The following is a 13,323-nucleotide window of genomic DNA, read 5'->3' on the forward strand; positions in this document are numbered from 1 at the left end:
CCCGCCCTGCCGCTGCCTTCTCCCGCCTCCCGGTCTCAGCCCGGCTGCTGGCGCCGGGAGGCGATCCGGGCGTCGTTGGCGGTGGCCTGGGCGAAGGCCGCCCCCGGCACCGCCACGGAGCCGAAGGAGGCCAGGTCACGACGGAACACCACGGCGGCGAACCAGTCCATCATGATGCGCACCTTCCGGTTCAGGGTGGGCACGGCGTAGACGTGGTAGCCACGGTGCGCCGTCCAGGCCAGGAACCCGCGCAAGTTGTGTCCGAGGATGCGCGCCACCCCCTTGCCTATCCCCAGGGAGGCCACGGTCCCGAGGTTCTCGTGGGCGTAGGAGGCCAGCGGGGGATCCTGGCCGGGCGCGGCGGTAAGCACGGCCACCAGGTTGTCGGCCAGGAGCCTGGCCTGGCGCACGGCGTGCTGGGCGGTGGGCGCGCAGGTCGCCTCCGGGTCCTCGCTGGTCACGTCCGGCACGGCCGCGCAGTCGCCCGCCGCCCAGGCCTCGGGCACCACACAACCTTCACGGGCCACCTGGAGCGTGGGCAGGGTGGTGACACGCCCGCGGGCGTCCACCGGCAGGTCGGAGTCAGCCAGGACGGGGGCAGCCTTGACCCCGGCGGTCCACACGATGGTGTCCGCGTCGAGCTCGGTGCCGTCGGACAGGACCACGTGCCCGTCCACGCAGGAGGACAGGAAGGTGTTGAGGCGTACGTCAATGTCGCGCTCCCGCAGCTGCTCCAGCCCGTAGCCGGAGAGCTCCTCGGTCAGCTCGGGCAGGATACGGCGCGACCCCTCCACGAGGATGAAACGGACGTCCTCCTGCGCCACCGAGTCGATGGTGCGCACCAGGGCACGGGCCATGTCCTCCAGCTCGGCGATGGCCTCCACCCCGGCAAAGCCCCCGCCCACGAACACGAAGGTGAGCAGGCGCCTGCGACGCTGGGCGTCCCAGGTGGAGGCGGCGTCCTCGATGCGCGACAACACGCGGTTGCGCAGGGCCAGGGCCTCCTCGACCTGCTTGAAGCCCAGCGCCTGCTCGGCCAGACCGGGGATGGGCAGGGTGCGCGCCTCGGCGCCGAGCGCCAGGACGAGGTGGTCGTAGCTGATCTCGTAGGGCTGGGGCGCCTCCTGGGAGCTCTCCGGGACGGGAGGGGTGACGGTAAGCCTGCGGGAGGCGTGATCGATGGCCGTGACCGAGCCGGTGAGGATGGTGCACCCAGATAGGGAGCGACGGTGGGCGGCGATGACGTGGCGGGGCTGGATGGAGCCGGCGGCGACCTCCGGAAGGAAGGGCTGGTAGGTCATGTACGGCCGGGGGTCCACTACGGCGACCTCCACCTGGTCGGTACCCAGCCGGGCGCGCAGCGCCCGGGCGGTACAGAAGCCGACGTACCCGCCCCCGGCGATAACGACCCGGGGAGGGCGGAGGCCGCCCCGGGGAGCAGGCTGGCCCGCCACCACCGGGCGGTTGGGGCGTAGGGCCAGGGCGAGCGCGGCACCTGCCGTGAGGAGGCCGACGGCGGACAGCGCGAGGGTGGTAGGAGTGGTGCGACTCACGCCCCGACTATAAGGGTAGCCTTACTTCTTGGCGAGGCGAGACCAGTCGACCCTGCCGTGGTTCCCGCCACAGAAGCGGATGCAGCCGCCCCCGACCATGACGACCCGGGGCGCAGGAGCGGTACACCGGGCCAGGACAAGCACGGCACCGAGCGTGGGGAGGCCGTCCCTGGCCCCGTCACCGGGCACCTACCAGGTCGGCCCAGCGGTCCACGGCCAGCGCGGCCGCCCCCCGCGCCCACTCCTCGAACTCGAAGGGACGCAGCTGCACCGCCGCCGGGGAGGCCGACCAGTGCCGCAGCCGGGCGACCTCCGCCTCAAAGACGTCCCGGTGGGCCTGGAGCACCGCGACCCCCTCCCCCGACACCACCGTGAGGGCAGGGTCGAGGAAGGCGACGAGAGAGCCGACCAGGCGGCCGGCGGCACGCGCGGCGGTGCGCAGGATCTCCCGGACCTCCGACTGGCGCGCCGTCCTAGGGTCCAGAACCTCCGCCATGGTGAGTTCACGGCCGAGTCGAGTGGCCACTGCCCTGGTGATGCCCGACGTCGACGCCACGGCCCTGGCGCAACCCACGTGCCCGACCTCGCACCGTATGTCCGTGGCACCGGGAGAGCTGGCGTGAAGGCTGCCGGTCGGGCCTTCGGGAACGGCGACGGGAAGGTGTCCAATGCTGCCCGCCGCACCGTGTGCCCCAGAGACCACCTCACCACCCACCACCAGGCCGCAGCCGATCCCCTCACCGAGCGTCACCAGGGCGAAGGGGTCGGCACCTCGACCGACGCCGAACCAGGCCTCGGCGTAGGCAAAGGCCCGCACGTCGTTGGCGACCGTGCAGGCGACTCCGGTGGCCGCCGAGACCAGCTCAGCCAGAGGGACGTCACGCCACCCCAGGAAGGCCGCCACCTTGACGACGCTGTCACCCGCGACGGCAGCACCCAGTGATATCCCGATGGTGTCAGGCATCCGCCCCCGCCTGGCTCCCAGACTCGCAGCCACCGAGGCCACCAGTGCCACCACGGCCTCGGGATCCGTGCGCTCCAGAGGGACAGCCTCCTGCTCCAGGACGGCCCCTACCGGCGAGGTCAGCACCGCGTAGAGCCGGTCGGCCGTGAGCTTGACTCCCAGAAAGGTGGCGCAGTCCTCCACCACGGCCAGGGTCCGGGTCGGTCGACCCGGACCTGTCTGCTCCTGAGGAGGCCGCTCGGCCACCTTCCCGGCCTCCAGCAGCGGGCGCACCGTGCGGGTCGTCGTGGCCGCCGACAGCCCCAGGCGCTCACCGAGCTCGGTGCGGCTGAGAGGGCCGGCCGCCACTAGGGCCACCAGGACCCGCGCCCCCAGCGTACGTCCGCTACCTGCCATAGACCTCACGAGACCTCACACCTCACCTCACGCGAACCCTGGTCACTGCCTGACGCTGCCCGCAACAATAGCCGTCAACGTCCCGCAGGCCCAGCACCCCGAACACTGCCCCCAAGCATGGCTGATCTCACAGAGTGACCCAAGGCATCGAGGTGCTAGCCTTTCTTTTCAGCTTACAAGAAACTGGTTCCCACCACCCCTCTGGAAGGACAACGATGACCCTCCACCTGCGCAGTGCGGGCACCTCCCTGGTCCTGGACCTCCCCGAGGACCGTCTCCCGGTGGTGCGCCACTGGGGGCCGGACCTCGGCGACGTCGAGGGCGGCGACCTGGCCGACGCGGCCGCGGCCTCACGTACCAGCCTGGGCAGCAACACCCACTGGATACTCAACGACCTGCCGGTCCTTCCCCTGCCCCACCTGGGCTGGTCCGCCCGTCCGGCAGTAGGGCTGTCCCGCACCGACGGCGATGCCTTCTCCCCCCACCCCACCGGTGTCGCCCACGAGCACTCCCGGCAGGACGGGCCTGCTGGCACTACCGACGTGGTGCGCTCCCTCGCCACCGATCCAGTCCACCTCCTCACCCTGGGCACCGAGCTGCGGCTGGAGCCCTCCGGCCTGGTGCGCCTGCGGGCCTGGGTCAGTGACGACCGCGAAGACAGCGACGACCGCCCTGCCGGTACCACAGGAGCGGACCTGGTAGTCGCCGAGCTCACCCCGGTCATGCCCGTGCCCGACGCAGCGGTGGAGCTCCTGGACACCAGCGGGCACCACCTTCTGGAACGCCAGCTAGTGCGCACGCCCTTCTCCCCCGGCGCGCGGGTCCGCGAGTCCTGGGAGGGGCGACCCGGCCACGACGCCGCTACCTGGCTGGCGGCAGGCTCCCAGGGGTTCGGCTGGCGCAGCGGGCGGGTCCACGCGGTCCACCTGGGCTGGTCCGGTAACAGCCGCCACCTGGCACTGAACACCACCGCAGGCCCCAAGCTGCTCGGTGCCGGGGAACTGCTCCTGCCCGGAGAGGTGATTCTGGGGCCGGGAGAGACCTACACCACGCCGTGGCTGTACTTCTCCTGGGGGGAGGGACTGGACGCCCTGTCCCACCGCAGCCACGACTGGCTGAGGTCCCTGCCTTCCCACCCTCAGCGTCCCCGCCCCGTGCTGCTCAACACCTGGGAGGCGGTCTACTTCGACCACGACCTCGACACGCTCAAGGAGCTCGCCGACGCCGCCGCCCAGGTCGGTATCGAGCGCTACGTCCTGGACGACGGGTGGTTCGGCTCCCGTCGCGACGACACCTCCGGCCTGGGTGACTGGCAGGTCTCCGCCCAGGCCTGGCCCCAGGGGCTGGAGCCGCTGGCGGAGCACGTGCACCGCCTGGGCATGGAGCTCGGTCTGTGGTTCGAGCCGGAGATGGTCAGCACCGACTCCGACCTGGCCCGGGCACACCCTGAGTGGATCCTCTCCGACGGTGCCGGGGGCGCCCCCGAGCACCGTCACCAGCGGGTCCTGGACCTGACCGCCCCGGGCGCCTGGGACTACCTCCTGGAAGCGATCTCCTCCCTGGTGGAGCGCCTGGGCATCGCCTACATCAAGTGGGACCACAACTCCCCCCTCCTGGCCACGGGACACATGACGTCCAACCCCGAGCTGGGAACCCGGCCGGGGGCCGCGGCGGTGCACGACCAGACCCTGGCCTACTACCGTCTCCTGGACGCCCTGCGCGAGCGCTTCCCGGAGCTGGAGATCGAGTCCTGCGCGGGCGGGGGCGGGCGCGTGGACCTGGGTGTGGCAGAGCGGGTCCAGCGTGTGTGGGCCTCGGACTGCATCGACGCCCACGACCGCCATGACATCCAGCGGGGCACCTCGCTCCTGCTGCCTCCCGAGCTCGTGGGGACCCATGTGGGCTCCGGCCGCGCCCACACTACGCTGCGCGACCTCGACCTCGACTTCCGGGCTGGCACGGCCCTGTGGGGCCACATGGGCGTGGAGTGGGACCTCACCGCCGCCGACGAGCCCACGCGCGAGCGCCTGGCCGCTGTCATCGCGCTGCACAAGGAGCTGCGCGGAGTCCTCCACTCCGGGCGGACGGTCCACGCCGACCTCGACCAGGACGAGGCCCTGCGTATCGAGGGCGTTGTCGCCGACGACGGCTCCCAGGCCCTGTTCGAGATCGCCTGCCTGGCCCAGCCCCTGACATGGCCCACGGCGCCACGGCCGCTTCCCGGCCTGGACCCGCGGCGTCGCTACCACGTCCGCCTAGCCGCGCCCCCCTACCCAGAGCTGGAGAGGCAGGCCGGGTGGATGGGCGAGGACGGCGTCGTCCTGCCGGGCTCGTTCCTGACCACCACGGGCCTGGCCCTTCCCGTCCTCCACCCCGACCACCTGGTCCTGGTGCGCGCCACCGCCGTGGACTGAGCCCGCCGACACCACTGGACCTACTGACCCTCCCGCACGCGCCGTCCCGGCCCTGAGCACCCGTCCACACTCTTTCCGCACCACCGCCCCCGTCCACAGTCTGTCCATAATCACCGTCGATTTGGAGACCCGATGTCAATCTCGACCCCGGTCGCGCGACAAGCCAGTCGCCGTCCCCGCTCCGACCTCAGGCTGGGCCTGGCCTTCATCGTCCCCGCGACGATCGGCCTGGTCGCCTTCTTCCTCTGGCCGCTGGCCCGCGGTATCTGGCTCTCCTTCACCGAGTACAACCTGCTCACCCCCGAGGAGTTCACGGGACTGTCCAACTACCAGCGCATGGCCTCCGACTCGACCTTCTGGAACGCCGTGTGGGTGACTCTGGAGTACGTCGTCATCAACATCGGGCTCCAGACGGTCCTGGCCCTGGCCATCGCCGTGCTCATGCAGCGCCTGACCCAGTCCACGCTGGTGCGCTCCATCGTGCTGACCCCCTACCTGGTCTCCAACGTGGTCGTTGCCATGCTGTGGCTGTGGATCCTCGACAACACGCTAGGGATCTCTAACGAGCTCATCCAGGGCCTGACCGGTGAGCGGGTGAACTTCTTCTCCTCGGCCCTGGCCATCCCCACCATCGCCGTCATTAACGTGTGGCGCCACGTGGGCTACACCGCCCTGCTCATCTTTGCCGGGCTGCAGTCGATCCCGGGCACCGTCTACGAGGCGGGCAAGGTGGACGGCGCCAGCGAGTGGACCATGTTCTGGCGCATCACGGTCCCGCTGCTGCGCCCCATCTTGGCCCTGGTGCTCATCATGACGATGATCGGCTCCTTCCAGGTCTTCGACACGGTGTCAGTGACCACCCAGGGAGGCCCGGTCAATGCCAGCCGAGTGCTGCAGTACTACATCTACGACATGGCCTTCGACCGCTTCCAGTTCGGCTACGCCTCCGCCATGGCCGTGGGGCTGCTGGTGGTCCTGGCCGTCATCACGGTCGCGCAGTACCGCATGACCCGCGCCAACGAGACGGACCTGGACTGAGAGGGGCACGACGATGAGCACCAGCACCACCAGCACCACCACCGTGGCCGAGGCCTCCAGCGGCAGCCGGGAGCGCCGCACCTCGCAGGCCGCAGCACCTGGCACCGTCGCCGCCCAGCAGCGGCGCCTCAACCTGGGACGCGCACTGGCCTGGGTCGCCATGTCCCTGATCATCATTATGACGATCCTGCCCTTCTACTGGGTACTGCGCACCGCCCTGTCCTCCAACACCGGGCTGGCCTCGGACCCCACCTCCGTGCTGCCGGTGGACACCAATCTGCGCGGGTTCGCCCGGGTCTTCGGCATGCAGTCCACTGAGGAGGCCATTGCTGACGGCGGCTCGGGCGCCTCGATGAACTTCTGGCTCTACTTGCGCAACTCCGTCATCGTGGCCACCCTGGTCACCGTCTGCCAGGTCTTCTTCTCTGCCATGGCGGCCTACTCCTTCGCTCGCCTGCGCTGGCCGGGCCGCGACACCGTCTTCTCAGTCTTCCTGGCCGCGCTCATGGTTCCCTCGATCTTCACCCTCCTGCCGAACTTCGTGCTCGTCAGGCAGCTGGGACTCATCGACACCCTGCTGGGTGTGGCCATGCCGACGATGTTCATGACCCCTTTTGCGGTCTTCTTCCTCAAGCAGTTCTTCATGAACATCCCCCGTGAGCTGGAGGAGGCTGCCCTGCTGGACGGCGCCTCAAAGATCCGCGTGTTCTTCCAGCTGATCCTTCCCATGGCAAGGGCCCCGATCACCACGCTGGCGATCCTGACCTACATCACCGCCTGGAACGACTACTTCTGGCCCCTGCTGGTGTCCTACACCGACTCCTCCCAGGTGCTGACCGTTGCCGTGGCCGTCTTCAAGTCCCAGACCCCCCAGACCGGTCCCGACTGGTCCGGCCTCATGGCAGCCACCCTGGTGGCAGCCCTGCCCATGCTGCTGCTGTTCATGGCTGCGGCCAGGCGCATCGTCAACTCCATCGGCTTCACCGGGATCAAGTGAGGAACAACGATGACCTCCACATTCTTCAGACACACTGGCTTCGCACGCACCGACGCCTCCGGCAGCGCCGCAACACCGTCGCGCCTTCTGCTGACCCGGCGCACCGCACTGTCAGCCCTGGCCGCCTCCGCCACCGCCCTGACCCTGGGCGCCTGCGCCCAGGGATCTTCCAGCACAGGAGCCAGCACCGACTCCAGCACGATCGACTACTGGCTCTGGGACGCCAGCCAGCTGCCCGGATACCAGCAGTGCGCAGACGTCTTCGAGGAGAAGACCGGGATCAGGGTGCGCATCACCCAGCTCGGCTGGGACGACTACTGGACCAAGCTGACCGCAGGCCTCCTGGCGGGAACCGCCCCGGACGTCTTCACCGACCACATCGCCCGGTTCGCCCAGCTCGCGGACCTGGACGTCCTGGTCCCCCTGGAGGAGCAGCCCGCCTGGGCCGAGGTTGACGAGTCGGCCTTCCAGGAGGGTCTGATCGACCTGTGGAAGGGCGAGGACGGCCACCAGTACGGCTGCCCCAAGGACTGGGACACCGAGGCCGTCTTCTACAACAAGGACATGGTGGCCGAGGCCGGCCTGACCGAGGAGGACCTGGCGACCTGGGAATGGAACCCTGATGACGGGGGCACCTTCGAGAAGGTCCTGGCCAGGCTCACCGTGGACCGCAACGGCGTGCGCGGGGACGAGGAAGGCTTCGACCCTGCACATGTCGCCACCTACGGCATCGGTATCCAGGACTCCGGCGGCTCTGACGGCCAGACCCAGTGGAGCCCCTTCACCGGTTCCCTGGGGAGCTGGATGTACACCGACCAGGAGACCTGGGGCACCCGCTACCGCTATGACGACCCCGAGTTCCAGAAGACCATCGACTGGTACTTCGGCCTGGTGCGCAAGGGATACATGAATCCCAACGGCGCCTTCTCCGACGCCACTGGCACCGATGTCCAGATCGGCTCGGGAAAGGTGGCCCTGGCGATCCACGGCGCCTGGATGTTCAACACCTTCGCGGGCCTGGACGTCAGTATCGGGATCACCACGACCCCCAGGGGACCCAGCGGCACCTCCGCCTCCCTGTTCAACGGGCTGGGAGACTCGATCGTCAAGCAGTCCACGAAGATCGAGGCCGCCTCCAAGTGGGTGGCGTTCCTGGGCACCGCTGAAGCGCAGGACATTATCGCCGCCCAGGGCGTGGTCTTCCCGGCGATCGCCTCGTCCACCCAGAAGGCTGTGGCCGTGTTCGAGGAGACGGGCCTGCCCACGCAGCCCTTCACCCAGCACGTGGAGGAAGGCACCACCTTCTTCTTCCCCCTGACCTACTTTGGCTCCGACGTCACCGCGATCATGACGCCCGCGATGGAGGACGTGTGGGCCAACGGGGTCCCGGCCTCCTCCCTCACCGGGTACAACGAGCAGGTGAACCTGCTCTTCGAGACCTCCACGCACGAGGACGAGGGGTAGCCGACAGCCGGACTGCACCTGACGCCACCACTGGGCACCGCCACGGTGCTCACGCGAGAGGCAGCATGCAGCTCGCCCCGGTAGCCCCTGAAAAAGGGGCACCGGGGCGAATGCATCTCAGGGCACCCTTACGCGAGCTCCTCCTCAGAGTCGTCTCCGGCCTCCGGAACCGCCAGGGCGACGGCACGCAGGCTCAACTCGCGGCCGTACCCCTTGCGTCCCAGGTAGGCGATGAGACGCCGCCTACACACGGCAGTCGGAAGATCGGTCATGGTGGCCGCACGCCTGCGTGCCAGGCGCAGCGCTGCCGCCTCCTCGTCCTCAGGCGTGATCTGCTCCAGGGCGCAGGAGACGGCCGCCTCCTCTACACCCTTGCGCCGCAGCTCCTCGGCGACAGCCCGCCTTGCCACGCCTTTCTCTGCGAACCGCGTGCGAGCCAGGGTGGCGGCATAGGCCTGGTCGTCAACAACTCCCGCCGCCTCCAGCCGGTCCAGGACCTCTGCGGCGACAGAGGGGTCCACGTCCTTGCGCTCCAGCAGGGAGGCCAGGGCGGCCCGGGGCACCGCGCTGCGATCGAGGCGGCGCAGGACGATATCACGGGCGGCCTCGACCTCCTCGGTACGGGGGTCCGCAGTAAGCCACGGCATCAGAAGCCGCCCGCGTCCTCGCCGAAGATGGTCTCTGTGGCCTCTGCGGGGCCCGTGGAGGGCTTGGCGGCTGCTGCCGTCACAGCCTCCGTGGCCTGTCTGCCACCGCCTCTGGTGGCAGGACCCTTGGCCCGTCCTGCGGGCTCCCGCGAGGTCTTCCTGCCCCGCCCCCGCGCTCGCGCCGTCTCAGCGGGTGGGTCAGTCTGGGGCGAGACGGCTGCACCCCCGCCCGCGGCCTGAAGGGCGGCCTGTGCCTCCTCCTGGGCGGCCTCCTCACGAGCCCGGCGCCCGGGCTCGCCAATGCCCAGGGCAGCCAGGATCTTCTCCTCGATCTCCGCAGCGAGCTGGGGGTTATCCTTGAGAAAGGCTCGCGCATTCTCCTTGCCCTGCCCCAGCTGGTCTTCCCCATAGGTAAACCAGGCACCGGACTTGCGCACTACCGCGTGCTCGACCCCCAGGTCCAGCAAGCTCCCCTCCCGGGAGATCCCCTGGCCGTAGAGGATGTCGAACTCAGCCTGCTTGAAGGGCGGGGCCATCTTGTTCTTGACAACCTTGACCCGGGTCCGGTTGCCCACGGGCTGGTCACCGTCCTTGAGGGTCTGGGTACGGCGCACGTCCAGGCGCACCGAGGAGTAGAACTTCAGCGCCTTACCACCGGTGGTGGTCTCCGGGTTACCGAAGAAGACGCCGATCTTCTCCCGCAGCTGGTTGATAAAGATCGCCGTGGTGCCTGTCGAGGACAGCGCTCCGGTGATCTTGCGCAGTGCCTGGCTCATCAGCCGGGCCTGCAGACCGACGTGGGAGTCCCCCATCTCCCCCTCGATCTCAGCCTTGGGCACCAGGGCGGCCACGGAGTCGATGACAATAATGTCCAGTCCTCCCGAGCGCACCAGCATGTCGGTGATCTCCAGGGCCTGCTCACCAGTGTCAGGCTGGGAGACCAGGAGGTTGTCGATGTCCACCCCCAGGGCCTGGGCGTAGACCGGGTCCAGGGCGTGCTCGGCGTCGATGAAGGCCGCGTTGCCACCGGCAGCCTGCGCGCTGGCCACGGCGTGGAGGGCTACGGTCGTCTTCCCCGAGGACTCAGGCCCGTAGACCTCGATAATACGGCCCCGGGGAAGCCCCCCCACACCCAGTGCCACGTCCAGGGCGACCGAGCCGGTGGGAATGACGGACACCGGTGGACGCGTGTCGTCGCCCAGGCGCATGACGGAGCCTTTGCCGAAGGACTTGTCGATCTGTGCGAGTGCGGTGGCCAGGGCCTTGGAACGGTCCTGGGTCTGGGTGGCTGCTGGCATGTGCTCTACCTCGGGTAGTCGGGCGGCTCTCAGCCGCGGCGGGCATGGCTGGTCATTGCTGAGGTCCCCTCGCCGGGGCTCGCAGACGACGGTATGCCTGACCACTGACACGTAAGGCTGCCCCTGGACATCCTGTGGAGCCATGAAGCAGCAGCGTCGTCTGTGGAGAAGAGTACCCGAACACGTGTTCGACTACGAGGCGTCCCAGACCGGCGTGTCAACGCGTCACAGAGTCTCGTCATAGAAGCGGGACCGCCTCCGGGAGTCGTCACGCAGCACCCACCGTTCCGCGTCACTTCGCTGTGTCTCGTCACACAAAGCGTGCCACACCCTCCGGGGGGCGACGCCGTCAGCCAGCGCCTCCACACAGGTCGCCCCCAGACCGGGCAGGACCAGGTCCTGCGCCAGGGAACGACCGTAACTGGAGCCGAAGACCGTCTCCACCGCCTCCCAGAACTCCGAGTGCCTCACCTAGGCCTCCCGCCACCAGCACGTCCGCGAGCCCCCGGACCGCGCAGACCCTCCCGGAAGACAGCGGCAGGTCCCCGGACCGCGCTCAGCGGCTCGGGGACCTGAGAACGCACCAGCGCGCAGCGGCGGGGAGGAAGGACCCAGGACGAGGTCAGCGCAGGGAGGCACTCTGCTGACGGATCAGCTCATCAGGGACAGTGTCAGGGATGACGACGCCCTCAGTCAGGGCGATCCTGTCAGAGACCTCACGCAGCACCGTGGACAGCGGCGCCCCCAGTGCCTGGCAGATCGAGGCCAGCAGCTCAGATGAAGCCTCCTTCTGCCCCCTCTCCACCTCGGACAGGTAGCCCAGGGACACACGCGCCTGGCTGGAGACCTCACGAAGAGTGCGACCCTGGTGCTGACGCACAGAACGGAGCACCTCGCCGATCTCCCGGCGCAGGAGAACATTGTCTTGCTTGGTCGTGTCCACGGCAGCAGCATAGCCCGTTGCGGACACGCCCTGCATCGGCATCTTGCTGAGCGGACGGGTGGTGCGGGTGCGAGTCACGTTGTTCATCATCTGGCACAACCATTCGCGTCGTGGATTCATTCCCGTCTTCGTCAACACAGCCTCCGAAGACGTCACAACGATCCTCACTGCCCTTCCTGAAAGAAGTCTTAAAAACCTCTTAGCCGCACCCTTGTCGTACAGTTGTGCACCTGTGTGCGGGACACCCCCGGCAACTGGCCCCTGTCAGCCCGGACCTAGACCGTGCACCTGCGCACAGGAGGGCAGCGCTGATCGGGGACGAGCCGCGCGGGCGGCCCAGCCCCTCCGTGCGCACGCTCCCGGAAGGTCAGCCCTCCTTGGCCTGCCGACCGCCCTCACCCGGCACACCAGAGGTCAGGAGCTGCGTCACCATCTCCAGTGCCCTGAGCGTCGTCGTGCACCGCACCTGGGTCCGCCCACCCGGAAGGTGCAGCTCCTGGAGCCGCGTACCCCAGCCGGAGACCACCGCAAGGTGGACCGTACCCGCCTCGTGACCGTCGGCACCGCCCGGTCCTGCGACACCGGTTGTGGCCACACCGAGGTCGGCACCCATAAGGCGCGACACCCCCGCCGCCATCTGCTCGGCAACAACACTGTCCACCGGGCCGACCTCGGCCAGGCGCACCGGGTCAACGCCGAGGACCTGGCTCTTGACCCTCATGGCGTAGGCTACGACGGCACCGACGAGCACACGAGAGGCGCCAGGCACGTCAGCAAGAGCAGAGGCCACCATGCCTCCGGTCAGGGACTCCGCCACCGCCAGGGTCAGTCGCCGTCGGCCAGCCTCGTCCAGCAGACGCTCCGCAGCCTGTCGCAGCTCCTCAGTCATCTCCTTAGTCACGTCCTTAGTCATGTCTGTCGTCATGGCTCCGCTCACCCCTGTTCCACCTGCGCACGGGACAGGGCCACCGCCTGACGCACGTAGTCCAGACCGGTCACCACCGTGACCACCAGGGCGGCGGCAATAACCCCGTAGAAGACCTGAACAAGGAGCCCAGCCACGAAGGCGGGCAGGAACAGATCCCAGGGAGCAAGCAGCCCGATCACCCCGGCCATCTGAAGGGTCGTCTTGACCTTGCCGCCACGTGATGCCGCCATGACAGCACGACGCAGCATAAGGAAGCGCATCACTGTGATCCCCAGCTCCCGCAGCACGATCAGCGCGGTCACCCACCACCACAGAGTTCCGTCAGCACTGAGAAGGACGAAGGCCGACAGCGTCAGGGCCTTGTCCGCCACCGGGTCAGCCAGCTTCCCGAAGCTGGTTACCAAGTTCCGGGACCGGGCCAGCTGCCCGTCAAGACGGTCGGTGCCGGCCGCGACGCAGAAGACCAGGAGGGCAGCCACCCGCGCGGCACCTCCTGGAAGCAGCATGAGCCAGACGAAGACTGGGACAAGAAGCAGTCGCAGGATGGTCAGGACGTTGGCGATGTTAAGCAGGGGGACCTGCTCAGACTGCGGGTCGGGGCCCGTGGCCGGGGTAGCGCTCATCGGGGACAGCGTAGCCTCCCTCACTTCGCAACGGGGCCGAACGCCCCGGCCCGGGCAG

At 68.9% G+C, this 13,323-nt stretch carries 12 protein-coding genes; 4 read left to right on the top strand and 8 right to left on the bottom strand.

Going from position 1 to position 13,323, the window contains the following annotated elements:
- Positions 1-35: 35 nt before the first annotated feature.
- Both D4740_RS06415 and D4740_RS06420 read right to left on the bottom strand, forming a co-directional pair.
- The gene (locus D4740_RS06415; protein WP_119836111.1) at positions 36-1,553 is read right to left on the bottom strand and encodes an NAD(P)/FAD-dependent oxidoreductase; all 1,518 of its coding nucleotides are present in this window, start codon (positions 1,551-1,553) and stop codon (positions 36-38) included.
- 178 nt (positions 1,554-1,731) lie between these two features.
- The gene (locus D4740_RS06420) at positions 1,732-2,913 is read right to left on the bottom strand and encodes an ROK family transcriptional regulator (RefSeq protein ID WP_119836112.1); all 1,182 of its coding nucleotides are present in this window, start codon (positions 2,911-2,913) and stop codon (positions 1,732-1,734) included.
- 215 nt (positions 2,914-3,128) lie between these two features.
- Here D4740_RS06420 and D4740_RS06425 point away from each other — a divergent pair, with 215 nt between their 5' ends.
- The 4 genes from D4740_RS06425 (at position 3,129) to D4740_RS06440 (ending at position 8,826) form a co-directional block, all read left to right on the top strand.
- Positions 3,129-5,327 carry an alpha-galactosidase gene (locus D4740_RS06425; RefSeq protein ID WP_119836113.1) on the top strand — a complete coding sequence of 733 codons (2,199 nt, stop codon included), beginning with the start codon at positions 3,129-3,131 and terminating at the stop codon, positions 5,325-5,327.
- Between the two features lie 132 nt (positions 5,328-5,459).
- Entirely contained in the window at positions 5,460-6,365 is a 906-nt protein-coding gene (locus D4740_RS06430) for a carbohydrate ABC transporter permease (protein WP_119836114.1), read from the top strand.
- Between the two features lie 13 nt (positions 6,366-6,378).
- Complete coding sequence (locus D4740_RS06435; RefSeq protein WP_119836115.1) at positions 6,379-7,362, top strand: carbohydrate ABC transporter permease; 984 nt, start codon at positions 6,379-6,381, stop codon at positions 7,360-7,362.
- 9 nt (positions 7,363-7,371) lie between these two features.
- Positions 7,372-8,826: a sugar ABC transporter substrate-binding protein gene (locus D4740_RS06440; RefSeq protein ID WP_119836116.1), complete on the top strand. Its 1,455-nt coding sequence runs from the start codon at positions 7,372-7,374 to the stop codon at positions 8,824-8,826.
- Positions 8,827-8,954: 128 nt separating this feature from the next.
- On the opposite strand, the gene D4740_RS06445 is transcribed toward D4740_RS06440, so the two are convergent.
- The 6 genes from D4740_RS06445 to pgsA all read right to left on the bottom strand — a co-directional run bounded on the left by D4740_RS06445 (position 8,955) and on the right by pgsA (position 13,265).
- Positions 8,955-9,473, bottom strand: coding sequence for a regulatory protein RecX (locus D4740_RS06445; protein WP_119836117.1), 519 nt, complete (start codon positions 9,471-9,473; stop codon positions 8,955-8,957).
- Positions 9,473-10,771, bottom strand: a complete 1,299-nt coding sequence (gene recA, locus D4740_RS06450; RefSeq protein WP_119836118.1) for a recombinase RecA — start codon at positions 10,769-10,771, stop codon at positions 9,473-9,475. The genes D4740_RS06445 and recA overlap by 1 nt, the downstream gene beginning before the upstream one ends.
- A gap of 225 nt (positions 10,772-10,996) precedes the next feature.
- Positions 10,997-11,242, bottom strand: coding sequence for a DUF3046 domain-containing protein (locus D4740_RS06455; protein WP_119836119.1), 246 nt, complete (start codon positions 11,240-11,242; stop codon positions 10,997-10,999).
- A gap of 151 nt (positions 11,243-11,393) precedes the next feature.
- Entirely contained in the window at positions 11,394-11,801 is a 408-nt protein-coding gene (locus D4740_RS06460) for a helix-turn-helix domain-containing protein (RefSeq protein WP_279221425.1), read from the bottom strand.
- A gap of 280 nt (positions 11,802-12,081) precedes the next feature.
- Positions 12,082-12,639: a CinA family protein gene (locus D4740_RS06465; RefSeq protein WP_396027232.1), complete on the bottom strand. Its 558-nt coding sequence runs from the start codon at positions 12,637-12,639 to the stop codon at positions 12,082-12,084.
- 8 nt (positions 12,640-12,647) lie between these two features.
- Positions 12,648-13,265: a CDP-diacylglycerol--glycerol-3-phosphate 3-phosphatidyltransferase gene (gene pgsA, locus D4740_RS06470; RefSeq protein ID WP_119836120.1), complete on the bottom strand. Its 618-nt coding sequence runs from the start codon at positions 13,263-13,265 to the stop codon at positions 12,648-12,650.
- Positions 13,266-13,323: the final 58 nt, after the last annotated feature.

Source organism: Actinomyces sp. 2119 (genome assembly GCF_003591215.1).
Classification (GTDB): Bacteria; Actinomycetota; Actinomycetes; order Actinomycetales; family Actinomycetaceae; genus Actinomyces; species Actinomyces lilanjuaniae.